Origin of the sequence: Thermoanaerobacterium sp. CMT5567-10, assembly GCF_030534315.2 — a bacterium.
Taxonomy (GTDB): Bacteria; Bacillota; Thermoanaerobacteria; order Thermoanaerobacterales; family Thermoanaerobacteraceae; genus Thermoanaerobacterium.
The window spans coordinates 854,123-881,056 of the sequence record NZ_CP130558.2; the positions used below are offsets into that span (position 1 = coordinate 854,123).

General features: G+C 33.0%; 25 protein-coding genes, 1 pseudogene and 4 riboswitches. Of the genes and pseudogenes, 9 read left to right on the forward strand and 17 right to left on the reverse strand.

All coding sequences use genetic code 11. From position 1 onward, the window contains the following. Window positions 1-47: 47 nt before the first annotated feature. Both Q2T46_RS04455 and Q2T46_RS04460 read left to right on the forward strand, forming a co-directional pair. On the forward strand, window positions 48-674 hold the full coding sequence (locus Q2T46_RS04455) for a class I SAM-dependent methyltransferase (RefSeq protein ID WP_303264102.1): 627 nt from the start codon (window positions 48-50) through the stop codon (window positions 672-674). 114 nt (window positions 675-788) lie between these two features. Beyond that, window positions 789-1,079, forward strand: coding sequence for a hypothetical protein (locus tag Q2T46_RS04460; protein WP_045410988.1), 291 nt, complete (start codon window positions 789-791; stop codon window positions 1,077-1,079). A gap of 161 nt (window positions 1,080-1,240) precedes the next feature. Here the strand turns inward: Q2T46_RS04460 and Q2T46_RS04465 are convergent, their stop codons facing one another. The 11 genes from Q2T46_RS04465 to Q2T46_RS04515 all read right to left on the reverse strand — a co-directional run bounded on the left by Q2T46_RS04465 (window position 1,241) and on the right by Q2T46_RS04515 (window position 12,793). Continuing rightward, window positions 1,241-1,891: a hypothetical protein gene (locus Q2T46_RS04465; RefSeq protein WP_303264101.1), complete on the reverse strand. Its 651-nt coding sequence runs from the start codon at window positions 1,889-1,891 to the stop codon at window positions 1,241-1,243. 6 nt (window positions 1,892-1,897) lie between these two features. After that, entirely contained in the window at window positions 1,898-2,617 is a 720-nt protein-coding gene (locus tag Q2T46_RS04470; protein ID WP_209454776.1) for a PspA/IM30 family protein, read from the reverse strand. A gap of 129 nt (window positions 2,618-2,746) precedes the next feature. Beyond that, window positions 2,747-4,039 carry a homocysteine synthase gene (locus Q2T46_RS04475; protein ID WP_303264100.1) on the reverse strand — a complete coding sequence of 431 codons (1,293 nt, stop codon included), beginning with the start codon at window positions 4,037-4,039 and terminating at the stop codon, window positions 2,747-2,749. Between the two features lie 130 nt (window positions 4,040-4,169). Next, window positions 4,170-4,272, reverse strand: a riboswitch (SAM riboswitch). Window positions 4,273-4,346: 74 nt separating this feature from the next. Continuing rightward, complete coding sequence (polX, locus tag Q2T46_RS04480; RefSeq protein ID WP_303264099.1) at window positions 4,347-6,053, reverse strand: DNA polymerase/3'-5' exonuclease PolX; 1,707 nt, start codon at window positions 6,051-6,053, stop codon at window positions 4,347-4,349. 4 nt (window positions 6,054-6,057) lie between these two features. Further along, window positions 6,058-6,486: a type VII toxin-antitoxin system HepT family RNase toxin gene (locus Q2T46_RS04485; protein WP_303264098.1), complete on the reverse strand. Its 429-nt coding sequence runs from the start codon at window positions 6,484-6,486 to the stop codon at window positions 6,058-6,060. Beyond that, window positions 6,479-6,868 carry a type VII toxin-antitoxin system MntA family adenylyltransferase antitoxin gene (locus Q2T46_RS04490; protein ID WP_303264097.1) on the reverse strand — a complete coding sequence of 130 codons (390 nt, stop codon included), beginning with the start codon at window positions 6,866-6,868 and terminating at the stop codon, window positions 6,479-6,481. The genes Q2T46_RS04485 and Q2T46_RS04490 overlap by 8 nt, the downstream gene beginning before the upstream one ends. A 147-nt stretch (window positions 6,869-7,015) precedes the next feature. Beyond that, window positions 7,016-8,509, reverse strand: coding sequence for a MutS-related protein (locus Q2T46_RS04495; RefSeq protein ID WP_303264096.1), 1,494 nt, complete (start codon window positions 8,507-8,509; stop codon window positions 7,016-7,018). Then, window positions 8,506-10,041 carry a MutS-related protein gene (locus tag Q2T46_RS04500; protein WP_303264095.1) on the reverse strand — a complete coding sequence of 512 codons (1,536 nt, stop codon included), beginning with the start codon at window positions 10,039-10,041 and terminating at the stop codon, window positions 8,506-8,508. Before Q2T46_RS04500 ends, Q2T46_RS04495 begins: the two co-directional genes overlap by 4 nt. Window positions 10,042-10,122: 81 nt before the next feature. After that, a riboswitch (Fluoride riboswitch) is annotated at window positions 10,123-10,186 on the reverse strand. Window positions 10,187-10,233: 47 nt separating this feature from the next. Then, on the reverse strand, window positions 10,234-11,166 hold the full coding sequence (gene cysK, locus Q2T46_RS04505; protein ID WP_303264094.1) for a cysteine synthase A: 933 nt from the start codon (window positions 11,164-11,166) through the stop codon (window positions 10,234-10,236). A gap of 162 nt (window positions 11,167-11,328) precedes the next feature. Next, entirely contained in the window at window positions 11,329-11,553 is a 225-nt protein-coding gene (gene copZ / locus Q2T46_RS04510; RefSeq protein WP_303264093.1) for a copper chaperone CopZ, read from the reverse strand. Window positions 11,554-11,629: 76 nt separating this feature from the next. Then, entirely contained in the window at window positions 11,630-12,793 is a 1,164-nt protein-coding gene (locus Q2T46_RS04515; RefSeq protein WP_303264092.1) for a geranylgeranyl reductase family protein, read from the reverse strand. 104 nt (window positions 12,794-12,897) lie between these two features. Here Q2T46_RS04515 and Q2T46_RS04520 point away from each other — a divergent pair, with 104 nt between their 5' ends. From Q2T46_RS04520 to Q2T46_RS04535, 4 genes and pseudogenes are all read left to right on the forward strand, one after another. Further along, window positions 12,898-13,224 carry a YtrH family sporulation protein gene (locus Q2T46_RS04520; RefSeq protein WP_303264091.1) on the forward strand — a complete coding sequence of 109 codons (327 nt, stop codon included), beginning with the start codon at window positions 12,898-12,900 and terminating at the stop codon, window positions 13,222-13,224. Further along, window positions 13,221-13,664 (forward strand): hypothetical protein, encoded by a 444-nt coding sequence (locus tag Q2T46_RS04525; RefSeq protein ID WP_303264090.1) that lies wholly within the window; start codon window positions 13,221-13,223, stop codon window positions 13,662-13,664. Before Q2T46_RS04520 ends, Q2T46_RS04525 begins: the two co-directional genes overlap by 4 nt. Window positions 13,665-13,757: 93 nt before the next feature. Beyond that, window positions 13,758-13,866, forward strand: a riboswitch (SAM riboswitch). Between the two features lie 63 nt (window positions 13,867-13,929). Further along, a pseudogene (metA, locus tag Q2T46_RS04530) lies at window positions 13,930-14,846 on the forward strand (homoserine O-succinyltransferase). Window positions 14,847-14,997: 151 nt separating this feature from the next. Then, window positions 14,998-16,353 (forward strand): APC family permease, encoded by a 1,356-nt coding sequence (locus Q2T46_RS04535; RefSeq protein ID WP_303264089.1) that lies wholly within the window; start codon window positions 14,998-15,000, stop codon window positions 16,351-16,353. 38 nt (window positions 16,354-16,391) lie between these two features. On the opposite strand, the gene Q2T46_RS04540 is transcribed toward Q2T46_RS04535, so the two are convergent. From Q2T46_RS04540 to Q2T46_RS04565, 6 genes are all read right to left on the reverse strand, one after another. Further along, window positions 16,392-18,323 (reverse strand): acyltransferase family protein, encoded by a 1,932-nt coding sequence (locus tag Q2T46_RS04540; protein WP_303264088.1) that lies wholly within the window; start codon window positions 18,321-18,323, stop codon window positions 16,392-16,394. Between the two features lie 282 nt (window positions 18,324-18,605). Then, window positions 18,606-19,352, reverse strand: a complete 747-nt coding sequence (locus tag Q2T46_RS04545) for a cysteine hydrolase family protein (protein WP_303264087.1) — start codon at window positions 19,350-19,352, stop codon at window positions 18,606-18,608. Between the two features lie 91 nt (window positions 19,353-19,443). Next, window positions 19,444-19,866 (reverse strand): PaaI family thioesterase, encoded by a 423-nt coding sequence (locus Q2T46_RS04550; RefSeq protein ID WP_303264086.1) that lies wholly within the window; start codon window positions 19,864-19,866, stop codon window positions 19,444-19,446. A 25-nt stretch (window positions 19,867-19,891) separates the two neighbouring features. Next, window positions 19,892-20,458: a sigma-70 family RNA polymerase sigma factor gene (locus tag Q2T46_RS04555; protein WP_303264085.1), complete on the reverse strand. Its 567-nt coding sequence runs from the start codon at window positions 20,456-20,458 to the stop codon at window positions 19,892-19,894. Window positions 20,459-20,742: 284 nt separating this feature from the next. Next, the gene (locus tag Q2T46_RS04560; protein ID WP_311062345.1) at window positions 20,743-21,423 is read right to left on the reverse strand and encodes a C40 family peptidase; all 681 of its coding nucleotides are present in this window, start codon (window positions 21,421-21,423) and stop codon (window positions 20,743-20,745) included. 5 nt (window positions 21,424-21,428) lie between these two features. After that, window positions 21,429-21,546: riboswitch (cyclic di-AMP (ydaO/yuaA leader) on the reverse strand. Between the two features lie 206 nt (window positions 21,547-21,752). After that, window positions 21,753-23,237 carry an ISLre2 family transposase gene (locus Q2T46_RS04565; protein WP_303263777.1) on the reverse strand — a complete coding sequence of 495 codons (1,485 nt, stop codon included), beginning with the start codon at window positions 23,235-23,237 and terminating at the stop codon, window positions 21,753-21,755. Between the two features lie 207 nt (window positions 23,238-23,444). On the opposite strand from Q2T46_RS04565, the gene Q2T46_RS04570 reads away from it, so the two are divergent. The 3 genes from Q2T46_RS04570 to Q2T46_RS04580 all read left to right on the forward strand — a co-directional run bounded on the left by Q2T46_RS04570 (window position 23,445) and on the right by Q2T46_RS04580 (window position 26,910). Continuing rightward, window positions 23,445-24,254 (forward strand): Ku protein, encoded by an 810-nt coding sequence (locus Q2T46_RS04570; protein ID WP_303264083.1) that lies wholly within the window; start codon window positions 23,445-23,447, stop codon window positions 24,252-24,254. Between the two features lie 3 nt (window positions 24,255-24,257). After that, window positions 24,258-25,181: a DNA ligase gene (locus tag Q2T46_RS04575; RefSeq protein WP_303264082.1), complete on the forward strand. Its 924-nt coding sequence runs from the start codon at window positions 24,258-24,260 to the stop codon at window positions 25,179-25,181. Window positions 25,182-25,248: 67 nt separating this feature from the next. After that, on the forward strand, window positions 25,249-26,910 hold the full coding sequence (locus tag Q2T46_RS04580; RefSeq protein ID WP_303264081.1) for a penicillin-binding protein 2: 1,662 nt from the start codon (window positions 25,249-25,251) through the stop codon (window positions 26,908-26,910). The last annotated feature ends 24 nt before the right edge of the window (window positions 26,911-26,934 follow it).

Genomic DNA, 26,934 nt, shown 5'->3' on the forward strand with positions numbered 1-26,934 from the left:
TACAAAGTAGACTAAGGTATAATATTACATGAAGGAGTTGATTCAATATGGGAAGCTCAATGAATAGAACTGAAATTATTAAAAGAAGATATGAAAGAATTGCAAAATATTATGATCTGATGGAAAGCCTTATGGAGTCTTCAGGCGGTAAAAAGTGGAGAAAGATGCTTTGGTCCGAGGTTTCAGGAAACACTATACTTGAAGCAGGTATTGGCACTGGCAGTAATATTTTATATTATCCTGAAGGTAAAAACATTTATGGTATTGATTTTTCACCTAAAATGGTAGAAATAGCAAAAGATAAAGCCAAAAGGTATGGCAAAGATGTCGATATTAGAGTAATGGATATAGAAAACCTTGAGTTTAATGATAATACATTTGATGCTATCGTAACAAGCTGTGTGTTTTGTTCTGTGCCGGATCCTATAAAAGGATTAAAAGAGCTAAAAAGAGTATTAAAAAATGATGGGAAGCTTTTTATGCTTGAACACGTAAGAAGCAAAAAACTAATCATAGGTACACTAATGGATACCCTCAATCCTCTTACTGTAAACACATGGGGTGCAAACATAAATAGAGATACTGTAAAAAACTTGAAGATTTCAGGATTTAAAATACTTAAAGAAGAAAATCTGGCTCTTGACATAATGAAACTTATAATTGCAGGCAAATAAAAAAGTCGATATGTGAAATAAAAAATTTCTATAAAAAATTTCTCAATCTTCATAAGATCTTTATAATTGCATTGTATAATAAAATCACAATAAAAAAACAAGGAGGAATTTTAAATGAGAAAGAAAGTTATAGCTATATTTGCAGGTGTGCTAATAATAGGTGCTATAGCATTTACGCAAATACCTGCATTAAGAGCAAAAGCCGATACAATTAATAACGGCTATGGTTTTAACATGATGGGTTCAAATTTCAACTATAATGCGATGTATAACTACATGAAAGGCCTGACAGCAAAAGATGTGCAAAATATGATGGGTGGAAATATAGATGAAAAAGATGCGCAAAATATGTTAAATGCATGCACAAACGCGCTAAAGAACGAAATTAACGAACAGCAAAAGTAATTTAGGAGCCACATGGCTCCTTTTTTACGCAGTTAATTCGTATCTGAAATCATATCTGAAATATTTATTTTTACAATTCTTTGATTTTGAAATTCATTCTCAATTAGATTATATAATATATTTCCTTATACTGCAATAATAAATAGAACCCTTTTAGAGTTCTATTTATTCATATCCTTTATATCAAATTTTAGGTCATTTAGCCTCTCTCTTTGCTTTAATGATTTTAATTCAAGGATTTTAAGATTTAATTCATTTTTAAGTTCGTCCATATCAGAAATATCTTTGTCAAGATCTTGTTTTCTTTTTTCAAGAGTCGATATTTTACTCTCAATTTCTATTTTTTCTTTAATATAATCTTTTGTTGAAGCCTCGTCTACAGAAATCATCGTTTCTGCAGCTTTCTCTAGGCTTTCAGATTTTCTTTTCAAATTCTCAATCTCTGATAATAAATCATTTTTTATCTTCTCTGATTCTTCTTTGGCCTTATCAATTTGATTTAATTTATCATAATATTTTTTTAATTCGGGATCCATATCTTTGTATTCACGATTTAATTTCTTTTGGCTATTTATCTCAATTCTCATTAAATCGTCCATTGTTAGATTGCCAATTGCAGCTTCCTTCCTCAATCTTTGGTAGTATTCAGTATCTATTTTACCCTCTGCGTACAATCTATCTATTACAGTTATCATCTCATCGTATTTGTCATATTCGTAATGTCTTTCATGATAGAATCCTTTATTTCCGCAGCATCCAAAATCATCAATTAAGTCAAAGAACCTATAAAAACCTCTTCCGCCGCATCCCATTATAACTCACTCCTTAATTGCTTGATTTTTTGCAGCTACTCTCTTTTTAAGTTCTTCAAATTCTTCTTCAGCTCTTTTTTGCTTTTCAATTTCTTTTAATTCTTTTTCTACATTATCTTCATCATCTAATATGTTATCAAGCATACCTGCATCAACCATATAATCAATAGCTTGTGATTTTGCATATTTTTCTTTAATTTTTTCTTCTGCATTTCTTATTCTTTCACCTAAATCAGTTGTATCATTTGCAATACCTGTCAACGTTTCTTTTATCATTACCTGTGCATCTGATACTTTTTTCATAGTAATAAGTTCTTCTTTTTTGCTCTGTAATTTTATTAAATTGTCTTCCATTTGTTCCTTACTTTTTTCTATATTCTTAAGCTGCTCCTCTATGCTTTTTATCTGTGATTCAAGATTTGTCTTTTTTTCTATTAAATCATTTTTATTTTGTATTGATGCTTTTGCTAAATCCTCTCTACCGCTTTCTAAAGCTAATTCAGCATTTTTCTCGTATTCTGATATTTTAATATTGATGTCGCTTAATTCATTTTCTAATTTTTTCTTTAATGTTGCCACATCTAGCATAGATTTCTTTATTTTAGATAAATTTTCTCTCATCTCTACTAATGAGTAATTTAAGGTGTCTTCAGGATCCTCCATCTTTTCTACTATGTCATTTGCCTTAGCTTTAAAAATATTAGATATGCGTTTTACTAAACTCATAATTAATCTCTCCTTTACAATTTTATATTCTAATATTACCTCAGAAATGTGAAGATCTTGTGAAATCTATCCGTTTTTAATTAGCTATATTAAAAGCCCTCTTCTATTGTGAAGAGAGCTCTATAATAATTATTCTGCTGCTTTTTTAAGTGCTTGGTCAAGGTCATACAATATGTCGTCGATGTCTTCTATGCCTATTGACAATCTGATTTGGTCAGGCGTTACACCTGCTAATGACAATTCTTCTTCGTTTAATTGCGAATGTGTTGTGCTTGCTGGATGAATTACCAAAGACTTTGCGTCACCAACATTAGCAAGCAATGAGAATAATTCAAGGCTGTTTATGAATTTGATTCCAGCATTTATTCCACCTTTTATTCCAAATGTCAATATTGAACCTGCACCTTTCGGTAGGTATTTCTTTGCAAGCTCATGGTATTTATTTTCTTTAAGTCCAGGATAGTTTACCCACGTCACATTTGGATTCTTTGCTAAGAATTCTGCTACCTTTTGTGCATTTTCTACATGTCTTTGAACTCTTAATGACAAAGTCTCTAGTCCTTGTAAAAATAAAAATGCATTGAAGGGGCTTAAAGATGCACCAGTGTCTCTTAAAAGCTGTACCCTTAATTTTGTAATATATGCGGCCGGTCCAAATGATTCAACATATTTAATTCCATGATAGCTTGGATCTGGCTCTACAAATTCAGGGAACCTTCCACTTCCTGCCCAATCAAATTTTCCTGAATCTACTATTACTCCGCCTATTGATGTCCCGTGGCCTCCTATAAATTTTGTCGCTGAATGTACTACTATATCTGCCCCATATTCAAACGGACGGAAAAGATATGGTGTTGCAAATGTATTGTCTACAATTAGCGGTATTTTATTCTCATGCGTTATTTTTGCTATAGCCTCGAAATCAGGTATATTTATTCCAGGATTTCCTATTGTCTCTATATATAATGCCTTTGTTCTGTCTGTTATTGCTTTTCTGAAATTTTCAGGATCATCTGGATCTACAAATGTCGTTTTAATGCCAAGTTTAGGCAATGTTAAAGCAAATAGATTGTATGTTCCACCATATAATGTGCTTGCAGATACTATTTCATCACCTGCACCTGCTATATTTAAAATCGAGTATGTTATAGCAGCAGAGCCAGAAGCTGTTGCAACAGCACCAACACCACCTTCTAAGGCTGCTATTCTCTTTTCAAATACATCATTGGTGGGATTCATGATTCTTGTATAAATATTACCTGGTTCTTTAAGGCTAAATAAAGAAGCGGCATGTTCAGTATCTTTAAATATATATGACGATGTTTGATAAATTGGCACTGCCACTGCACCTGTAGTTGGATCTGGTTCTTGCCCCGCATGCACCTGCAATGTGTCAAATTTTAACTTTCTTTCTTCACTCATCTAAATCTCTCCTCTTCACAGTTTTAGTTTAAGGAAATTAAAATGTTATTCTTATAATTCACCTCTTTTCGCTTTTTTAGAATATTAAAAGCCCTCTTCGATGTAGAAGAGGGCTAAATTTACGCCGCTCCTCTCATCTCTCAGGTTTCCCTGCAGGATTTGGCACCAGACGCAAAATATATGCCGGTTGCCGGGTTTCATCGGGCCAGTCCCTCCACCACTCTTGATAAGAGGTTCGATATTTTCTTTATATTGTTAATTATATTAACACTTTAAATCAATAATGTCAATAGGTATTCTTGGACATTTATCTCAAAATCTTATTCAACTCATCAAAATCATACGTATTTATCACATCTTTCGCTTCAAGCCAACCTTTACGCGCAATGCCAATGCCATATTTTATGTCATCAAGCCCTTCTATCCTGTGTGCATCTGGACAGATTGCAAATTTTACACCTTTTTCTTTTGCATATTTTATGTATCTCCAATCTAGATCCAGTCTATAAGGGCTCGAATTTATTTCAATTATTTTACCATATTCAGCAGCACTATCTATGACTTTATACACATCAAGGTCATAACCATCTCTTGCAAGGAGAAGTCTCCCTGTTAGATGTCCAATGATTTTTGTGTATCTATTTTTTATAGCTTTTATCATTCTCTCTGTCATGTCGTCTTTGCTCATTTTAAAGTTGGAATGAACAGATGCAATGACAAAGTCAAATCTTCTCAAAATATCTTCGTCATAATCAAGTGAACCGTCTCTTAATATATCAGATTCTATACCTTTTAATATCTTTATATCAGCATATTTATGATTCAATTCATCAATTTCATCCAATTGCCTTAAAATATCTTCTTCTTTAAGTCCATTTGCATAAAATGCAGATTTACTGTGATCTGTAATACCAATAATTTTATAACCGCGATCTCTTGCCGCATTAACCATCTCAGAAAGTGTATTTGCACCATCGCTGTATATCGTATGTACATGAAAAACCCCTTTAATATCTTTTTCATCTATTAATACTGGAAGTAGCCCTTTTTCTGCCGCTTCAATTTCACCCATATTTTCGCGAAGTTCTGGCGGGATATACGATAAATTGAGATTATAAAATATCTCTTCTTCATCACGGCATTTAATAAGCAAATCATCTTTAAATAGACCATATTCATTCATCTTTATTCCCATTTGCTTTGCCCTATGCCTCATAGCTGTATTATGCTCTTTGCTGCCTGTAAAATGGTGCAATGCATATGGATATTCTTCATCTTTAACAACCCTTAAGTCTACATTTATGCCAGATTTCAATGTTATGCTAGTCTTAGTTTCTCCCTTAGCAACAATATCCCTTACACCTTCATATTTTGTAAATACGTCCATTAGCTTCTCAGGATTATCACACGTAGCAAGAATATCTATATCTTTCACTATCTCTTTTCTTCGCCTTAAACTTCCAGCAATCTCACATCTTATTGTCAATCCACTGTCAATAAGGTATTGTTTTAATGATGTGGCCTCTAAATATGCATCCATAAATAGATGCTTACCACTAAACTGTTTTATAAATTGTATGCCTTCAAGGATTTTTTTCTGTGTCTTTTCACCAAATCCAGGTAATTCAACTAGTCTATTTTCAATACAGGCATATTCCAGCTCACCAACCGTCTTTATATCCAATTTGTCGTACAATGTTTTTATCTTTTTAGGTCCAAGACCTGGTATTTTTAACATCTCAATGAGGCCTTCAGGTATCGATGCTTTAAGATTTTCATAGTATTCAAGTCTACCTGTAGTAATAAGCTCAGTAAGCTTTTTATTAAGCGCATCACCTATACCCCTTACATCTTTTAATCTATCTTCTTTTATTAATTTTTCAATATCGTCATCAAGGACTTCTATTGTACGAGCAGCATTATAATATGCTCTCGACTTAAAAGGATTTTCACCCTTTAATTCTAACAAAAGCCCTATTTCATTTAGTATATTGATAACGGTTTTCTTATCCATCTTATCACATCTCTACATATTTATTTACTGCGTCGATAAATTTATAGACATCGTTTATTTTATCTGTTATAAATGTCTTTACATAACTCCATTTAATGTCAAGATATTGATGTGCAAGTACATTACGTAACCTGGCTACTTCGGCAATCGATTTTGCAAGTTCTTCATCTATTGTTTCTATTTCACCGAGCTTTAAAATAATTTCTCTATAAGAATTAGGTATATGGATATTTTCATTTGCAATTATTATTTTTGAAATATCTATTAAAGCATTTGATATATTTTCGATTATTCTTTCCACATTCCTTCTGGTAATTCTGTCAGTATTGTACACTTCGTATGTTAATTTTTTGTATTCATCTAAATCATTTAACTCTATTTGTATAAAATCTATTCTTTTCAATATATTTAATTTATCTGATTCATTAAGCATTTATTTTCCTTCTTTCTTGCCTTATTTTATATATGTCTAAAACTACTTCTCTAAAATCTTCAGCTTCCATAGATACGTTAAGCATATAATTTAAATAAAAATTTTCATCGTTTACTACTATCTTTTTACCTCTTAATGCTTCCCATGCGATTGTAGCATTTGCAATGTTTAGCACTACGAGATCGACATCTTTTTTGAGCAAATCTTCTAAATCGTTCCACAACTTAAATACCAACTTTTCATCATAATTTTTAAAATATACCGCAATATCTATATCAGACTCTTTCATGCTCTTTCCTTTTGCAACAGAGCCAAATAAAAAAGCCATAATAATATCTTCTCTATCTTTGAAAAATTCTTTGAGTATTGATAAATAATTCATAAATATCACCCAACCTAAATAATTGCCAATATATTCTTAATATATTATATCATTTTCACTGTAAAACAAAAATAATAAAGTATGGTCCATTTTCAAATGATATTTTTTTTATCACGGCGACACCTTTCTATTCTAAATACAATACTATTATTCTTTAAATATTTTCTTGTACAAATCCTCTCCATAGCTTGTCTTAAGCGGTTCACCTTCAACCAATTTAAAAGACCTTTCACCATTGGACTTTCTTTCGGCTCGTAAAAAAACTGCATTGTCCAATTTTTTATCGTACAAGCTGCGAGATAATTCATAAAGATGAGTGACAAAAAATATTTTTACTCGAACTTCTAGCAATGCGCTTATTATTTGCCTTGAAATCTCTGAGCCCTCTCTTTCATTTGTAGCCGCAAATGATTCATTAAAAAGTATCATGGAATTCTTCCTTACATTATCGACAATATCACTCATCCTGCTTAATTCTTCATCTAATTTGCCGCTATTCATCTCATCGTCTTCTTCTCTTTTAAAGTGTGTAAACAATCCAGCACAAATATTAGCAGAAAATTTTTCTGCAGCTACAAACATACCAGACTGCATCATTAATTGAGCTAATCCAATACTTCTTAAAAACGTCGTTTTTCCCCCTTGGTTAGCACCTGTTATGACAAAAAGGTCCTTCTCATCCCCATTTAAGTCGTTTGATACTACTCTCTTTTTCATTGCCAGAGACAGACTAATATCATATAGACCGACAAATGAGTGTTTCCGTTCATCCGCTGATAAAGGCACGGGAAAGCATATAGTCTCACCTATCTTCATAAGTTGCTCATATAAATTAATGCAGCCGATATAAAATGCTAATTCTGTCCTAAGCATTTTAAAAAAGTCGTTAATGTGATCTGCGGATTGTGCTAAAGCATTTGCTGCAAGGTTTATTCCTCTGTCCTTTAATTCTGATAATGCCTTCATGCCACTTTCATCACGATCAGCGATGTAAAATGTAAAAGCCGTAGTCTTTTTTGAAAAAATCTTTTCAATTAAACTCTGTTTAATTTCGTTAGGTTTTCTTAGAATGTAATTAATCCCTTTATTGCCTTTTCCCAATTCTGCAGTTATCAATACCCCATTTTCAAATTTTAATTCTTTTAAATGCGTTTTTACGGCTTCAATGTATTCATCATTTAATTCTCTTTGAAGCATTGAAAATAATGATTTAAAACCTTCTGATTCAAAGTTATCGATGTTTTTTTCCGCAATTTTTCTCAATTTTATAAGCATATCCACATACATATACATAAGTTCAATTGAGCTGTGCAAAATTGAAGACGGGAAACTACTAAAGATGCTCCAAAAATTTTTCTTCTCATTTTCCAATGTTTCAACCGCAATGCCATAAATGGTTCTGACGACAGAAGGATTTTTAAGGCAATCTCTTAAAATGTTTTGACGATAAATTATCTCATTTACATCATTCAAACTTGTCAAAATGACTTTATAAACTACATCATACAAAAATTCATCACCTTGTGCCATAGCATCAAAAACCACATTTAATCCCAAATCCTGTATCAGTATCTGTTCATTCCATGGCAATTCATGCTTCATATCAAAATCGCGATCTTTGTCCAGCAAAAATGTCTTCATCTTTTTACACGCTCCTTAATATGTTCATAGGTAAGTTTGTATTTTTCCGCAATCGTAATGGCATAAGATAATCCGTCAGCAGGCTTTCGTACAACCTTATAAGTTCTAAGTGAAGGATTGTCCGGTACGACCGTGCTAACTACACTTACTGTCTTTTCGCTATAAGTCGATAATTCATCTATAAATGTCACCCAAACACAAAGCAAATCCAGCTCTATAATTCTATCCATTATCTTTTTGCTGAGAAAAATGGCATCTTTTAAAGTAGTAGACGTAAATATTTCATTTAATATAACAACACTGTAAGGCGTAGCTTTGGAGAGAATATCATAAATTCTAATCAATTCGTCTTCTAAATTTCCATGAAGTTCATTAACATTTTCCTCTCTTTCAAAGTGTGTAAAGATATTGTCGAATAAAAATAACTGTGCTTTATATCCTGGAACAGGGCATCCAATGCTGGCAAGATAATGAACTTGCCCAAATGTCCTAGCAAATGTCGTTTTCCCACCTTGATTAGGTCCAGATACAACGAAGATTCTCTCTTTGCCACTTAGATAAAAATCGTTTGTGACAACTGTCGATTTATTAGAAATAAGTTTATTAGCCAAAGCCAAATCAAAGCATCCATAATCAAAAACTTCTTTTGATTCGCTGTCAACTTGGGGATAGCAAAATTTCAATCCTACATCTTTAAACTTCGAAATAAATTCCAAATACGACATATAAAACTGGACTTCCCGTTCAAATGTGCTGATTTTATCATCTATATAATGGATATTTTTAATACAGTAATCATCAAGCTCCTCAAATATTTCTTTATATAATTGGGCTACTAAATCTAATATTCTTGCCTCCACATGATTCATATCTACATGCTCAGAAAACTTCTTCCTATAATCTTTCGTCTCACCTTCTTTGAACTTTTTAAAAGTTTCTTCTACTATGTCGCTGTAATTTATCTCTGAATCGTATTTACTTACTTTTATACTGTTTCCCTTTATAAGTATACTGTACTTTATAGATGACAAATCTTCTTCAAGCTTTTTTGTCGCATTGTTTAAAGATATAAAAGAATCGCTTTTAACATAATCTAAAATATATTCTCGAAATACGATAAAGCCTGTAGACTTTAAATCAATCTGTGCTAAATCGTTGGCAAGAGAAGCTACAGCATCACAATACATCAAAACTGCATCTAAAAACCATCTTTCTTTTTGATATTTGTAGTAAAGTTTATCTATCTGTTTCAGATTTTCTCGCATATGTTGAAATTTCTCAGAAAAAGATTTTATGCACTCAAAAAGTTTATTATTTTCAAGATCCCTCATTATATGCTGACGATATTTAATTGTTTCTTTGTCAACAGGCGATTTATAGAAAAACGGTTTGAGGTTGTATTCGCTCCTTCCAAATGTTATTGCATCTATTATTTGATCAATATTCAAATCCTTAAAAAATACTGGTTCATTTAATAAATCAACGTTTGTAATATCTTCAGCATTTATAAACAATATACTTTGAAACGCCATTTATCACACCTCCTAAGATAATTAGAGTGACATTTAAAAAATACTTTATCTAAAAAATTAAAAAGCCGATAGCTATCTACATTATTTGTAGAAGCCATCAGCTTTTCAGCAATTTAAACGAGGGAGCTTCATCCTCTTTTTTATTGTCACATATATTATATCATTTTATTTCTCTATGTTAAAGTACCTTATTTAATCTTGATACAATGTCGTCGAAAGGTATCTTTCACCTGTATCAGGAAGCAATACGACTATAGTCTTGCCTTTGTTTTCGGGCCTTTTTGCAATCTGAGTTGCTGCAAATGCAGCCGCACCAGATGATATGCCAACTAATAATCCTTCAGATTTTGCCAATGCTCTTGACGTCTCAAATGCCTCGTTATTTTTTACTTGATATACCTCATCAATTATGTCTTTATTAAAAACTTCAGGTACGAATCCTGCACCTATGCCTTGTATCTTGTGTGGACCTGGCTTGCCACCAGATAGCACTGGCGAATCAGCAGGTTCTACTGCAACGATCTTTACATTAGGCTTCTTTGATTTCAAAACTTCACCGACACCTGTTATTGTTCCGCCTGTACCAACGCCTGCGACAAATATATCTACATTTCCATCCGTATCTCTCCATATCTCTTCAGCAGTGGTCTTCCTGTGTATTTCAGGGTTAACAGGATTTTTAAACTGCTGTGGTATAAATGCATTTCCATACTGCTTTGCTAACTCTTCAGCTTTTTTTACAGCCCCAGACATGCCTTCAGGACCCGGTGTCAATACTATTTCTGCTCCTAGTGCTTTAAGTAAATTTCTTCTTTCAACGCTCATAGTCTCAGGCATAGTCAAGATTAACTTATACTTCTTCGCTGCAGAAACAAAAGCCAATGCGATACCTGTATTGCCACTTGTCGCTTCAATTATCACAGTGTCTTTATTTATTAATCCTTTTTCCTCTGCGTCCTTAATCATAGCATATCCAATTCTGTCCTTTACACTGCTTAATGGGTTAAAGTACTCCAATTTTGCAATTAATCTTGCTTTAAGATTGTTTTCTTGGTTGTAATTAGACAGCTCCAGCAGCGGTGTATTACCTATTAGATCCGTAAGATTTTTTGCTATTTTTGACATTTTATCCTCTCCTTTTAATTTTAAGTATTCCGATTGGATTTTATGTATTTATTATATATCAATTAATAAGTTTTGTAAATAATATTTTTAATTTTATTATACAGTAAATATAAAAAAATAACCGCATTAGCGGTTAAACATAAATAAAACAATTATAATATTTTAAGCTTCATATCCTGCATCAATAATTGCTTTTTTCATGTTATCTATTGTAACTTTTTTGGGATCGTATGTTACAGTGACATTGGCTTTATCTAAGTCTACTGTCGCTTTTGATACTCCATCAAGTGCTTTTAAGGCTTTCTCTACAGTCATTTTGCAATGATTGCATGACATTCCCCTTACATCAATCGTTGTAGTCTCGCCTTTTGGACCAAATAAACTCATATTTAAACTCTCCTTTCATATACTCATTAGGGGTATTACCTATACATAGTTTAATTTAACTGCATCTTGATGTCAACTATTTTATGTTCACATCTCTTTCTACTTTCATTTTCGTCTTAGATTTCATTATACCCAGTGCATACAATGGAACTTTTATCTTAAAATTCATATAATTATTATCCCCCATCATTATATCTACAAAGTATGATAGCACATTTGGAAAATATCTTACTGATTTTTCTATGAAGTCCATATTATTGTAAGTAAATTGCGCTAATCTGTATGCCCATCTTATGTCAGGCACAACTTCTCTATTAAGCCTAAGAGTATATTCGTCAAGTTCGCATTCTCCATTGAAATGCTTTTTTATAACGTCAAATGATATATTTGCAGTAAGCAAAGCATTGTATATTCCCTCACCTGTAAATGGATCGGCAAGCCTTGTGGCATCTCCAATTAGCATTATTTTATCATTGTTAAATGTCCCATTTCTTCCATTCTGAAATGACAGTTGATGCCCGTATATTTTGCATTCTTCTACATTGCCAACTACAATTTCGTCAATCATATTAGAAAGATTTTCCTTTATTTTTGATGTTTTACTTAAAAAAGTTCCAACGCCGATAGACAATCTATCTTTTTTGGGAAATACCCAGCCGTAGCCGTATTTTATAGCATTAAAGTCTACCACAACTTCTCCCTTTAATCTTTCAACATCGCTATTATCAACGTATATTTCTGCTTCAAGTGCAATACCTTTTTTGCCGTTTAATAAATTTGCTTTATGTGCCACAGTACTGTTTATTCCATCCGCACCTACTAATATCCTTGTTTCATATTCGCCTTTGTCTGTCACAACAACAACTTCTTTGTCATTGTTGTAAAAATCAAAAACCGTTTCTCCATCATGTATTTCACATCCCATTTCATTCGCTTTGTCTATTAAATATTTATCAAATTTAGTTCTATCCACTTGATATATGATAGGTTTTTCAGTCTCTAGGACTACTGATTTATTGTTTGGAAATTTAAAAGCAATCTTATATGTGGTATCCTCCACATAATCACTTATATCAAGATCTAACATTTTATAGCACCTTGGCGTTATTCCACCGCCGCACGCTTTATATCTCGGTATAGTATGCTTTTCTATCAATAAAGCTCTATATCCTTGAGTTGATAATTTTCTAGCTAATGTAGATCCTGCAGGTCCGCCGCCAATGATAATTACATCATACATTTTTTTCACCTCTATATTAAATTATAATTGCAATGCTTAACAAATAAAAGTTGCACATCAGATATTTTAAATTTGATAAGCATATAAATATATGAGGTGGTTTTATGTTAATAAAAGTATTCAGAATTTTTTTCATACCATATTTTACATCCCTTGGTGTAGTCGTTGGTGGTACTATTTTAGGCTCTCTTTCATCCCTTTTCATATTTGAGTCTCCCATAAAAATAATTAATTCCATACTGAAAGATATAAGACTTTGGGCTATACTGGTGGGGCTTGGAGGATCTTTTACTACAATAAGAGGTCTTGAAATTGGTTTTAGCGGTGAATTTACACAGCTAGCAAAACAAGGATTAATTCTTTCTGGTGCTTTTCTAGGTTCTTATTCCGGATTTAAATTGATTACCTGCATAATAGGTGAATTCAAATGAATAAAATCACATCATTCGTAAGTGTCTTTTTAATAGGTGTAATTATAGGGGGATCAATTGTAAATGTGGTAAATGGCATCGTGATCGAAAAAATATCATTTGAAAGAGATGCATATAAATTAAACAATGCAGCACTAAATGAAAAAATAGAAAAATTGAATGAATCATTAAAGAATCAATCGTATAGAGTAGTAACTGATATAAAACCTTATGTTTCTAATAGTGACAGTAAAATCAGAATAGAAGTTGAAAAATATGTTAATGAAAAGTTGAAAGATATTTATGGAAAGCAAGTCGAAAAAATTAATCCAGATTTAATTTTTAACATATTCGATGGTCGAATTCTATCTATTGAGAATAAAAAAGTATCTTTAAAAGTAAAACACATTGTAGTAAGTACGACAATAGAAATATACATAACCGCACAGATAAATGAATAAATGAAGGAAAAATAAAGAGCAAGTTAACTTGTTATTGACATTAACAATTAACGAATATATAATTAATTTAACAATTTAATATTATAAATTCAAAACTCATCAAGAGTGGTGGAGGGACTGGCCCTGTGAAACCCGGCAACCGTCATATTTTTATGAAAATGGTGCTAATTCCTGCAAAGCGTTTAGCTTTGGGAGATGAGAAGATGTGAGTATTTACGCCTCTTCTCAGGAGGCGTTTTTATTTTACGCTTAAGGAGGTACAAAAATGCCAATAAAAATACCTGACGGACTACCTGCAATTGATATTTTAGCAAAGGAAAACATATTTGTGATGGCCGAAGAAAGAGCGATTCATCAAGACATACGGCCACTAAAAATCGCAATCTTAAACTTAATGCCTACAAAAAGCGTCACAGAAACACAGCTATTAAGACTTCTTAGCAATAATCCCTTGCAGATAGATTTAACATTTCTATATACTGCCTCTCATAAACCTAAAAACACTGCACCAGAGTATTTGGAAACTTTTTACAAAACATTTGATGATATAAAATACGAAAAATTTGATGGACTTATTATAACAGGAGCACCGGTAGAAACCTTGGACTTTTCGGATGTTGATTACTGGCATGAGCTTAAAGAGATAATGGAATGGAGTAAACACAATGTGTACTCTACATTTCATATTTGCTGGGGTGCTCAAGCTGGTCTTTATTACCATTATGGCATTCCTAAATACCCTTTAAAAGAGAAAATGTTCGGCGTATTTCTGCATAAAGTATCCAAAAAAATGTCGATTTACTGCGAGGTTTTGACGACGAATTTTATGCTCCCCATTCCAGGTACACAGAAGTAAGAAAGGAAGATATCCAATTAGTTGATGACCTTGAAATACTTGCTGAATCAAATGAAGCAGGGCTATATATAATAAGCGCAAAAAATGGCAGACAAATATTTGTCACAGGCCACTCTGAATACGATCCATTGACACTGAAATCGGAATACGAAAGAGACTTAAAAAAAGGCATACCGATAAAAATACCAAAACATTATTTCCCGGGAGATGACCCCAACAATGAACCAATTGTAAAGTGGAGAAGCCATGCAAACCTGCTCTTTTCAAACTGGTTAAATTACTACGTATATCAAAAAACGCCGTATGACATAAACTCCATTGAATAGACAATATATTTGTGCAGGAATAGAGATGTCGATAATCTTCTATTCCTGCATATTTTTATATATATCCTGCAAAATTATTCATTGACTTTTTTACTGCTCTGTGCTAATTTAATTATGCTATTTTAAAAATTTATAGAAAGGAATCATATATATGGAGAAAACACAAAAGCTCAAAAAAGACATAGGCTTATTTATTGCGACAGCATTAGTGACAGGCAACATGATGGGATCTGGCATATTTATGCTTCCAGCTACATTAGCATCAAAGTCCGGTCCCGGTGCAACAATACTTGCATGGCTCATTACAGGCATAGGGTCAATCCTTTTAGCATTGTCATTTGCAAACCTAGGCTCAAAGATTCCAAAGGCTGGTGGTCCGTATGAGTACTCAAAATTAGCTTTTGGCGACTTTATAGGTTTTATAAATGCATGGCTTTACTGGAATGGTTCTTGGATCGGAAATGCCGCTGTAGTCATAGCAGTTGCAAGCTACTCAAGTGCTCTATTTCCAATTTTATCTCAAAGCCACCTAGCAGCTTTTTTATACACAAGCGCTATTTTGTGGATTTTTACAATAATAAATATAATAGGTGTAAAAAGAGCTGGCTCGACACAAACAACCATAACTGTCTTTGAAGTATGCCTTTTTTTATTTTTCATAATTGTGTCTGCAGTGCATTTCAAAACAAGCAATGTTTTACCTTTGTTTCCAGCAGGAAAGGGCATAAATACACTGTCTGCAGCAGCTACTTCCACATTATGGGCATTTGTAGGACTTGAAACTGCGTCGATAACTGCTGAAGAAATCAAAAACCCTGAAAGAAATGTGAAGTTAAGCACGATTTTTGGCATATTAATCGCAGTAGTAATGTATCTAGCTATAAATCTCTCTGCGATGGGTGCAATGCCTCAAAACGAACTTGCAAAAAGTGCTTCTCCAATTGCTGACATACTTAAACAGTTTTTAGGTAAAAACATAGCAACTGTAATTATTGTTGGCTCTGTAATAAGCGTTCTTGGCACGACGGTTGGATGGCTTTTATCAACAGCCCGTGTTGCGTATGCGGCAGGAAAAGATGGATTGTTTCCTGAAATCTTTGCTAAAGTACATCCAAAATACAAAACACCTCATGTTTCGTTGATTATAGGTTCTGTACTGGTTAATCTGCTGTTGTTGATGAACTATACAAAGTCTTTAGTCTCAGCCTTTACGTTCATAATATTGCTGGCTACGCTTTCTTTCTTGCCTGTTTACGCTTTTACGGCAGCATCTGAAATCATGCTTCTCATAAAAAGAGATAAGAAGGTAAATGTACTAAGCTTCATCAAAAATTCATTTGTGCCGCTTTTAGGCTTCATTTACGCAATATGGACAATATACGGATCTGGAGCCGAGACAGTCATGTACGGATTCATAATGCTTATGTGCGGAATACCATTCTATATTTATATGAAATACAAAAATTCAGTAAAATTGGATGAAGTACGAAAAGTCTTAAAAAGCTAAAAAGGCTGCAAAAAGTGCAGCCTTTATTTATTCATTATTTAATTGCTATCTGTATTGTTGTCTTTTATCGTCTTTGCTATAAGTGAAGCAAAGTATTTTGCTCCAGAAGGCTCCAGATGTACTGCATCTGGTGAAAAGAATGAATCATGGCCATAACTTGCTTTATACCAATCAATCAATGTTGTATGCGGATATTCAGAAGATACTTTATTTAATGTTTTATTTACCACGCTTTCCCATGGTCGAGGAACACGCACATTCACTAATATTATATGTTTTACAGGTTCTGCAGCTTTTAAAAGGGACAGCAGTTGATCTTCTGTAAAAGGTCCATTTGTACCTAACTCAACTATCAGAGTATCGCTGATTTTTCCCTTTGCCTTAAGAGATTTTACGACATCTTTCGCCTGATACATCTGGCGTCCCACTTTACCATCTATTGTAATTCCGGGCAGCATTTCTTCCAAATAAGGCTTCGTATCGATCAATATAGAATCACCAATAATCGTTATCCCTTTCCCGTCCTGAATCTTAACATCAGTTTGACCACTATCATTTGACTCTACACTTGAGTCCGCCTTTCCACCTTTATATGGATAATATTTTATATCCCTCCTATTATCTGGTATATTAGAACTGTCTTCTTGTACAATACCATCACTTGTAACATCGCTATTTTCTACATAAGATGGTGAAACATTTTTGCCATTTCCACCTCCACTGGAGTTTAAAGATACTGACGCATTAGCAGGCATTATCCCGCTCATTCCTGCTATAAATATAGACACTAAAACTGTAGATACTATAACTAACACGGATGTTTTAAATTGAAGGAATATTTTCCCTTTTCTAAGCCTTAAAGATTTTATATCCTGAATCATTCTTTTAAGTGCACCATGCCTAATAGGATCTTCTATATATCTCCATGACAAGGCAGATATAAGTATAATCAAAAATATCTGAAGTACTGCCCGTATTGGATTTATACCTTCTGTATCAACTGCTGGAGTAGTCAAAATGAGTACAGGAAAATACCAAAGATATACACCATAAGACCTTGCACCAAGCCATCTTAAGGGAAAACATCCCAATGCCTTACCTAATAAACTCTCTTGATGTGCTGATATCGCTATTGTAACCGCAGCTACTATAGATAATAAAAACATTCCACCTCTGTATACAAAAGTATCATATTGATTAACATAGACAAACATTATGAAAATTACTAATATTGATAAAAATCCAATTACATCCAAAATCAACCTCTTATTTCTTGAAATATTGTTTGAAAGCTTATCACTTGGTAAAATCAATGCTAAAGCCGATCCTAAAAGCAGCCCAAAAGCACGTGTGTCAGTCCCATAATAAACACGGCTGGGATCCATACCAGGCTCATACAGCATTCCCATAGCCAAAGCAGATGCTACAGATAGCAGTAAAGTCAAAAACACAATATATCTTTTTTTCTTCAAATATTTAAATAAAATAATCAAAACAAGAGGCCATATAAGGTAGAACTGACCTTCCACAGCTAATGACCATAAATTCCCAAACGTAGATGGAGGACCAAATTTTGCAAAATAGGAAACTTTGTGAAAAATCAGCCACCAGTTGTTAATATACAATATGCTTGTTATTGCATCACCTTTTATAGATGCTAGCCTTCCAGGATCAAATAATGTAACATAGCAAACCACCAAAACTACCATTATAAAAAGTGCAGGAAATAATCGGAGCATTCTTCGCAGCCAAAAATTTTTTAAATCTACTTTGCCGCTTCTTTCCCATTCAGCAGAAATTATATTTGTTATCAAATACCCAGACAAAACAAAAAATATGCTGACACCCAAAAATCCCCCCTGCATAAAGCTTAAATTGAGATGGTACCCTATGACAGCAAGCACGGCTATTGCACGAAGGCCATCAAGCCCTGCCATATATCTCACATTGCTGTTTAAAGGCCTTGGCATCGAGATCCCCTCCTATAGTCTGATTCCCTTATCTTAGCATAAATAATATGTATATCAAATGTTATAATGTTATATTTTTGAATAAAATTCAAAATATTACAAAATTTTTCAATATATCTCATAAATAACCTTTTTTCTTTAATCCATTATATATTATCAATATTACAAAAGCATTACAACATATAAATAAAATATAAATATCTCATAAATATTTATTAACAAAAAGAGCTCTTTAGACGTTTAAAAGAGCTCTTAACATAACCATTACTATATTGATTTGTATTATTCTTCCAACAATTCTTTAACAATGTTTATACCATTAAGCTTCATATGATATAAAAACATCACATGTGTCAAATCACCATCGTGTGGAATAATTTTAAGCCTCTCAGCAGTTTTTACACTTATATCATAAGTCTCAACACAATTTTCTGGCACAATGACATTAACACTTAAATTGTTGGCATTTGCAACCATCTTTATAGAAATTGCTGTCTGATATACACATAAATCGGTGCAATTTCCAACGATGATAAAAGTAGACTTTCCTTCTTTAAGCATGCTGATTATCTTTTTTAAAAACGAGTTCCCATCGTCAAATTCTCCACCAAAAAACACATTTAGTGAATTTTTCTCATATATCTGTGGCTGTCCTTTTATTATCTCTAAAAGTTCTTCAACGATAGAGCTTTCATCAGTTCCTTTTACACAGTGCTGTGGATAATCGGCAAATTCCGCTGCATCTTTAATATGGGCATCATTTATAAACAGTATATTTTTTATGCCCATTCTGTAAGACGCATTTATCAAATTCTTTATAGGTTCTATTATGCCTCCAATTCTGGGACTTGATAGTGCACCACTTTTGCAAAAACCATTTACCATGTCTACCACAATCAATGATACATTGTCAGCATTTCCGGAATCATTTATAACTGTACTAAGCTTCATATCATCCAAGTTGCTATAAAAGTCAAACAAATAATTTAAAAAAGGTCTTGTATTGTACAAAAAACTATCAAAATTCATTTAAAAAACCTCCTTCCATTTAGTTAAATATATATATTAATTTTATATCAAATTATATACCAAAAAAAGAGGCTTTAGCCTTAAAGCCCCTTTAATTTAGACTATAAAACGTCTCCCTTGCTGACGCTACAAGTTTACCATCTTGGTTGTAAGCATCGCATACAGCAACAGCAGTAGATTTTCCTAAGTGAATTATCTTTGCAAAAGCATCAATTTTATCCCCGATCTTAACAGATTTTATATAGTTTATATTCATTTCAAGAGTGACCATATTTCTTCCCATCGTCTTTGCTGCAATTCCCATTGCCGTATCCATAAGTGAAAACACCACTCCTCCATGTGCAATCCCAAAAATATTTAAATGTTTCTCTGAAATTATAATTTCCATTGTAACTTTGCCACTATCTAGCTCAACTATATCCATTCCAATTAGATTATGATATTGTGCATTCTTATTTAATTCAATTATTTTTTTGAATAAATCTTCGTTTATGCCATTATTCCTTACTTCCAAACTTTTACCATCCTTTCATGTCTTTTTACATAATTATATCATTTTTTATCGCAAATCTTAATCTCTCTATAGCTCGGTTTTTTAATTTTACTGCACTTTGATATCCTATGCCTACCTCTTTTGCTATTTCCACCAATGATTTTCTATTAAAGAAGTATAATAAAATTATATTTTTTTGCTTTTCCGTCAGGCTATTTAAGGCATCTTTCAAATCTTTCATTGAAATACCTTTAAAAAACTCCTCTTCTGGTGATAAGCCGTCACTTTCCAACAAATCTATTATTTCATCGTCATCATCATTAGCTTTTGCATTCAAAGAAAGGCTAGGCTTCCTCTTTCTATACATTCCTAAAAAGTGAAATTTAAGCTGCATGCTGGCATATGCTATAAATTCTCTCCCTTTCTTCTCATCAAACTCCTTTATGGCTGTAATCAGAATTTCTCTTCCATCTTGAAGCATATCGTTAAAATCATCATAAGGAAATTTTTTAGCAAGTGATATCAAAAGAGGATTAAACTTGTTTAAAATTTCCACAGTAGAATTTTCATCACCATTTTTTGCTTTAAAGCACAGTTCATTATAGCTTATCATTATCTACACCTCACTAAATAGTGAGGACCGGTCCTTTTCAGTGCTGCACTGTGCTTTAATTATATTATGCGAACATACGTTTTTCTAACTTTGACTTTTGAAAAGTCTATATATGGAATTGCAAAAGTTTATTGTGAAAATTACAAAATTGATATTAAGATATAAATAATTTTGCTCTGACTTAGCAAATCTACTACAAGTAAAAATTTTTAAAAAAAAGAACACGTATATGTTGCGGCTAATTAACATATACGTGTTCTTTCGCTTTAGCAATATACTCTTTCTTAATAATATCTCCTTGCACCTATATAGTAAGTCCTAAACCACCCGCTAAAATCATCATATGCTGCCTTTTTTGAAGAATCGCTCATATGTATCAAGCGATTATTACCTATGTATATTCCTTCATGTGTAGGCCCTTTACCTGACGTAGAGAAAAACAGTATATCACCAGGCTGTAAATCTGATAAGCTTACAGGCCTTCCACCAGCATACTGATCGTATGTAGTCCTGCCGATGCTTTTTCCTGCCTGCTTATATACGTATTGGACAAAGCCAGAACAGTCAAAGCCAGCAGGTGTCGTACCACCGTAAACGTACGGTGTCCCTAGATACCTTTCCGCAATGCTAACTACGCTCAAGTTTGACGTGCGATCATAAGCACCTCTAGATGAAACTCCACTTGCAGTTGTCCTATTTAAAACCGCCTCTGTCGCTGGTCCCACTATACCATCAGGAGATAAGCCAAATTTCTTCTGTAATGCAATAACAGCACTTTTCGTCTTGCTGCCGAAAATACCGTCAATACCACCTGTGCTATAACCAAGTCGATTCAGCGTTTGCTGCAAGCTAACCACTGCTTGTCCTCTTGAACCGTACTTCAAAAGCTCCATTGCAAACGCACTTGGTGCTTGCATAAGTGTTATTGACAAAACTACTGATGCAACTAACTTTTTGTGATTCAATTCATTCATCCTCTCTTTATGCCTACGAGGTTAGTTGACGGGTTCGGTAAAGAGTAACCCTACCGCAAATGCGGATTCACCCCAAAATTATCCCCCGTTCTTTCGATTAGGCATATTTTTTAATAAATTTAATAAAAAATTTATATTTTTAATAATTACTTAATATTATACAGGCAAAATCAATCGAAGTCAATGTGGTACTATATTTTGTTTGTGTCAAGTAGTTGTTGGCAAATTTTTTTCTTCAAATTTTATCCGTATAATGTTTAATGTGTTGTGAATTTTCGTGCAATTATTTTTACTCCATTCTTATCTTCATATTCCGCCTTTTATATGACTTTTAATTCACTTAAACATTTGTATCTGAGTATTTCTCTTATTGTTTTTCTGCCGTTTGTCATTGCACAACCTTCAAACGGCATATCGCCTCTTTGCATATGATATGTTTTTGCTTTTTTCTGCTTTTTGTTTACATCCGCTGCTGATAATTTTATTTCTTCTTTTATCTCTGCTAATTTTTCTTCTGATATTATAACATTAAAGTATGTTTCTACAACACTATTAAGTTTTCCGCTTGTCTTTAAGGCTAGTATCTTTGCTAAATTGTTCGCACCTTTTTCTGTCCAACTCATTTTTCCCGCATTCATTCTGCGCGCCAATGTGTCAAATATATTGTTTTCCATTGTTCCTAAATGTTTGTATTCTATCCCTTCTGGGGCTTCTGGTATTTTTATTTCTTCTCTCTTTTGGTATGGTTTTATCCCTTCCTTATTGGCTACTAAATAGTTATATAGTTTTTCTAATTTCTTCATTTGCTTTTCATCATCTTTTTGCTCTATCATTAATTTCGCTATGTATTCTAGACTTTCTTCTGCTTTCCCTTCATCTAGCATTTTCATCAATTTGCAGGCATCTTTTTTGTTCTCTATATTCCTTATTACTGCTTGGCTTTTATGAAATGGATCTAATTGAAAATATACTCCTTCTTCTCCTAAACTTTCTTTAATCCAACTTGCTCCATCTCCATTTATTATCTTTATTTCTATTTCGTCTATGTTGTATTCTTTTGCTATCGTTGCATCTACTAATTCTTTAAATTCTTTGCTGCTTGCAAATCCTGCACATACTATTTTATTATGTGTTATATATTCATTACTTCCCGGGCTTCTTTTTACCCATCCGTCGTATGCTACTGCTAATTTTATTTCTTTTTTTCCCCTGCTTTTTTTGCCTTTTGGTCTGTCTTTGCCTTGCATTGATAACCATAATCCATCCATTTCTTGAAATAATATTTTTGTTTCTTTTTCTCCTCTTAATTTGTTTTCTTTGAATAGTTTTATATCTTGTTTTTCTAATTCTGCTATTTTTTCTCCAACCTTTTGTATTATATTCCATGCAGTTGTATGGCTTATGCTTTGATTTGTTAATGATTCTATATTTTTCGCTGCTTCTCTATATGACATTTCTGTTACATTTTCTACAACTTTTTCAATAAGATTTGTTGATATATGCCCTATTGTATCCATTTTTAAATACTCATCTAAAAGATAAACATATTCCTTTTTCCCTTCACTATTTATATGTTCATAAATTCTTTTATCAAATTCAACAGTGCCCATAATTGTTTTTATGTTTGTATGCTTTTTACCTTTACATCTATATTCTTTTTTGTCCCTTTTTTCTAGTAACATATCATCTATCTTCATGAGGATTTGAGCCATTATTTTACAAGCTTCTTCGCAAACTAATTTGTAAATTTCCGCTTCTAAATCCTTGAAATTTATTTCATTTTCGTTTAAACTTATATCTAGCATGTAATCACCTCTATAACGCTTTTTTTGTTTTTTCTATTTAAACATTATAGCGGATGATTCATGCGAATGGAAGGTATTTTTTGGATACCTTCCTTTTTCTATTTTTTACCGCCTACTAAAATTATACACTAAGCTATATTTTACCTGTAATATAAAATTGTACGTGCACATAATAATATTGAACTATTAAAAATGAGGTGTTAAAACATGCGTTCAATGTGGAAAGGTGCCATAAGCTTTGGTTTAGTCAGCATACCTATAAAACTCTATGCAGCAACAGAGGACAATTCAGTTCATTTCAGACAGCTTCATAAAGACTGCAAATCACCTATCAAATACGAAAAAATCTGCCCTGTCTGCAACAGACAGGTATCAGAAGATGAAATAGTTAAAGGATATGAATATGAACCAGGAAAATTTGTCATTATCGATGAAGAAGATTTAGAAAGAATTCCGAAGTCAACAGTTAAGACGATAGATATTCTTGACTTCACAGATTTAAATAAAATCGATCCAATCTATTTCGATAAAACATATTATATAGCACCAGATGAAATCGGAGCAAAGCCATACGTGCTTTTAAGAGATTCTATGAAAAAATTAAACCGTGTTGCAGTTGCAAGAGTCGTTATACGTTCAAGACAAGATTTAGCTTGCATCAGAGTTTACAATGATGACTACATGGTGTTAGAAACAATGCATTTCCCTGATGAAATAAGAAATACAAATGGGCTTCCACCGATTCGCAATGTAGACCTGCATGAGAATGAAGTAAAAATGGCGATTAAGCTTATAGATACGTTGACATCTGAATTTTCTCCCGAAAAATACGATGATAACTATAGAAAGGCCTTAATTGATATAATTGAGTCAAAAATACAAGATAGAAAAATTGAAATACCTGAGTCACCGAAAGAAGAAAATGTACTAGATCTTGTAAGCGCTTTAAAAGCCAGCATAGAATCGGTAAATGGCGAAAGTACAGCAAAAAAGAGTAAAAAGAAAAAGGGTGCATAAAAGATGTCGATGATGGATGAAAAAATCCCACCTATGCTAGCAGTATCAGGCAAAGTCTTTGATGACCCAGATTGGTTGTATGAAATCAAATGGGATGGCTCTAGAACTATTGCATTCCTTTCATCAACAACGAGGCTGCAGGATAGAAGGCTTGTGGATGTAAGTCATCAATTTCCGGATCTCATGAATCTTAACAAATTTATCAAGGCTAATGAAGTAATACTTGATGGAGAGTTAATAGTCTTAAAAGACAATAAGCCCAGTTATAGAAATATAATGATGCGAAAACATCAACAAAACAAACTAAAAATCGATCTTTTAAGTAAATCTAATCCCGCAATGTTTATAACTTGGGATGTAATATATTTTGATGGAAAAGAGCTTTTAAACTATCCGCTGATTGAACGCAAACAAATTTTAAAAAAAGTTGTCATTGAAAGTAACCTACTAAGAATATCAGATTACATATTTGAACATGGAAAAGATTTATTTGAAGAAACCGGTAAAAATCATTTAGAAGGTGTAATGGCCAAAAAGGCAGACTCAAAATATTATTTAGGAAAAAGAAGCAGACTATGGCAGAAATTTAAACATCACATAGTATTAAATGCTGTAATATTAGGCTATAGGACAGATAAAACAGCACTAGTGCTGGGGCTTTACAATGAAGAAGGCAAACTTGTACACATTGGAAATGTAGAATCTGGCATTTCGCAGAAAGAACTTACAGCATTTATGGAGGTAGCAAAAGATATAAAAGTTAAAAATAATTTTTACGGTGCTAAAATAAACAATGTTCAATGGATCATGCCTGTGCTTGTTTGTAAAGTAAAGTTTATGGAGTGGTCAGAAAATTTTAAAATGAGAGCTCCATCTTTTTTAGAGTTTATCTACAATGCAAAACCTTATGAATGTAGATTTACGTAAATTAATTGAAATATACACATTATTGATTTAAAATAAAATTATAAATGTACAAGGGGGATACTTTCAATTGTCATCAATAAATAAAAAGCGGATTTTAGTTGTGCTTATTACATTTTTATTTTTAATATCATGCCTTGTAATACGACTTATATGGCTTCAGGTTGTTATGGCACCTAAATATTCATTGGCTGTTAAAAAGCAGACTACATCAAATATTGTATTAAAACCTCAAAGAGGAATAATATATGATGCAAATGGAAATATCCTCGCAACTAACGTAGCCGGCGGTGATGTATATGTTGCACCAAAGAATATAAAGCATCCAGATAAAATTGCAAATCAATTGTACAGCTTATTAGGGATGAAAAAAGATTCACTGTATAAGCTTCTAAACAATAAAAATTCTGAGTGGACTGTCCTTAAAAAAAATGTTTCTCTGGACAATATAAACAAAATAAAAAAGCTAAATCTTGAGGGTATTTATATCGAAGATACAAGCATCAGAAGTTATCCAGATGGCAATTTGCTGTCACAGACGCTAGGATTTACCGGCACTGATGGGAATGGACTATATGGACTTGAATATTCATTTGACAAATACCTAAATGGCATACCAGGTTTAGAGATAGCAACTACTGATGAAATTGGTCATGTCGTAGGACTCCCTGAAAAATTGTATGAACCTAAAAAAGGAGATGATTTGGTCCTTACTGTTGATTCTGTTATACAAGGATATGCAGAAACAGCCATAGAGAAAGCTTATGAAACATACGATCCAGCCAATGGTATCACAGCCATAGTAATGAATCCAAAAACTGGAGATATACTTGCAATGGCCAATATACCTGACTTTAACCCAAATGAGCCAAATAAGGTAAGCTCGCTTGATACATGGGCAAATCCGGCTATATCATACATATATGAACCTGGTTCAGTATTTAAAGTAGTAACAGCATCTGCAGCTTTAGAAGAATCACTTGTTACACCAAATGAGCAATTTTACGATCCCGGTTATTATATAGTATCCGGTCACAAGATAAATAGCTGGACGAAATTAGGAAATATAGACTTCTCACAAGCGGTGGCAATGTCCAGTGATACGGTATTTATGAAGATAATAGTTGAAAGGCTTAAATTAAATACATTGTACAAGTACATAAACGCCTTTGGATTCGGAAATCCAACAGGAATACAGCTTCCAGGTGAAGCATCAGGCATGATAATCAACGAGAAAAACGTATATCCTGTTGACCTTGCATCGATGTCTTTTGGACAAGGCATCGCGGTAACACCACTGCAAATGATAGATGCCTTTTCAGCAGCTATAAATGGCGGATACTTAATGAAACCAAATATAGTAAAAGAGATAAAATCAGGTGATAAAGTCATAAAAGAATTTAAACCTCAAGTCATAAGGCAGGTTATATCACAAGACACATCAAACACCATGAAAGAGCTGCTTAAAAAAGTCGTCGATGAGGGAACGGGAACAGCATGTCAAATACCTGACTTTACTGTAGGAGGAAAATCCGGTACAACTGAGAATTACTCACCAGGAAAATACACAGCATCTTTCGCAGCATTTGCACCAGTAGACAATCCTCAAGTATCAGTTTTAGTAGTCATCAGAAATCCTACTAAAAACGGCCACATGGGCGGAGAAATTGCAGCACCTGTCGTAAAAGACATACTTTCAAACACCTTAAGATATCTGATGATAAAAAAATAGCCGTACATTTTAAAATGTGCGGCT

What these genes read in the sequence shown, in the direction of transcription:
- Q2T46_RS04545 (WP_303264087.1), bottom strand. Translation starts at nt 19,352, where the DNA reads ATGAATTTTGATAGTTTTTTGTACAATACAAGACCTTTTTTAAATTAT.
- Q2T46_RS04540 (WP_303264088.1), bottom strand. Translation starts at nt 18,323, where the DNA reads ATGCCAAGGCCTTTAAACAGCAATGTGAGATATATGGCAGGGCTTGAT.
- polX (WP_303264099.1), bottom strand. Translation starts at nt 6,053, where the DNA reads ATGGATAAGAAAACCGTTATCAATATACTAAATGAAATAGGGCTTTTG.
- Q2T46_RS04490 (WP_303264097.1), bottom strand. Translation starts at nt 6,868, where the DNA reads ATGAATTATTTATCAATACTCAAAGAATTTTTCAAAGATAGAGAAGAT.
- Q2T46_RS04455 (WP_303264102.1), top strand. Translation starts at nt 48, where the DNA reads ATGGGAAGCTCAATGAATAGAACTGAAATTATTAAAAGAAGATATGAA.
- cysK (WP_303264094.1), bottom strand. Translation starts at nt 11,166, where the DNA reads ATGTCAAAAATAGCAAAAAATCTTACGGATCTAATAGGTAATACACCG.
- Q2T46_RS04525 (WP_303264090.1), top strand. Translation starts at nt 13,221, where the DNA reads ATGAATAAAATCACATCATTCGTAAGTGTCTTTTTAATAGGTGTAATT.
- Q2T46_RS04515 (WP_303264092.1), bottom strand. Translation starts at nt 12,793, where the DNA reads ATGTATGATGTAATTATCATTGGCGGCGGACCTGCAGGATCTACATTA.
- Q2T46_RS04535 (WP_303264089.1), top strand. Translation starts at nt 14,998, where the DNA reads ATGGAGAAAACACAAAAGCTCAAAAAAGACATAGGCTTATTTATTGCG.
- Q2T46_RS04570 (WP_303264083.1), top strand. Translation starts at nt 23,445, where the DNA reads ATGCGTTCAATGTGGAAAGGTGCCATAAGCTTTGGTTTAGTCAGCATA.
- Q2T46_RS04460 (WP_045410988.1), top strand. Translation starts at nt 789, where the DNA reads ATGAGAAAGAAAGTTATAGCTATATTTGCAGGTGTGCTAATAATAGGT.
- Q2T46_RS04575 (WP_303264082.1), top strand. Translation starts at nt 24,258, where the DNA reads ATGTCGATGATGGATGAAAAAATCCCACCTATGCTAGCAGTATCAGGC.
- Q2T46_RS04485 (WP_303264098.1), bottom strand. Translation starts at nt 6,486, where the DNA reads ATGCTTAATGAATCAGATAAATTAAATATATTGAAAAGAATAGATTTT.
- Q2T46_RS04555 (WP_303264085.1), bottom strand. Translation starts at nt 20,458, where the DNA reads ATGATAAGCTATAATGAACTGTGCTTTAAAGCAAAAAATGGTGATGAA.
- Q2T46_RS04475 (WP_303264100.1), bottom strand. Translation starts at nt 4,039, where the DNA reads ATGAGTGAAGAAAGAAAGTTAAAATTTGACACATTGCAGGTGCATGCG.
- Q2T46_RS04470 (WP_209454776.1), bottom strand. Translation starts at nt 2,617, where the DNA reads ATGAGTTTAGTAAAACGCATATCTAATATTTTTAAAGCTAAGGCAAAT.
- Q2T46_RS04500 (WP_303264095.1), bottom strand. Translation starts at nt 10,041, where the DNA reads ATGGCGTTTCAAAGTATATTGTTTATAAATGCTGAAGATATTACAAAC.
- copZ (WP_303264093.1), bottom strand. Translation starts at nt 11,553, where the DNA reads ATGAGTTTATTTGGTCCAAAAGGCGAGACTACAACGATTGATGTAAGG.
- Q2T46_RS04565 (WP_303263777.1), bottom strand. Translation starts at nt 23,237, where the DNA reads ATGCTAGATATAAGTTTAAACGAAAATGAAATAAATTTCAAGGATTTA.
- Q2T46_RS04465 (WP_303264101.1), bottom strand. Translation starts at nt 1,891, where the DNA reads ATGGGATGCGGCGGAAGAGGTTTTTATAGGTTCTTTGACTTAATTGAT.
- Q2T46_RS04520 (WP_303264091.1), top strand. Translation starts at nt 12,898, where the DNA reads ATGTTAATAAAAGTATTCAGAATTTTTTTCATACCATATTTTACATCC.
- Q2T46_RS04495 (WP_303264096.1), bottom strand. Translation starts at nt 8,509, where the DNA reads ATGAAGACATTTTTGCTGGACAAAGATCGCGATTTTGATATGAAGCAT.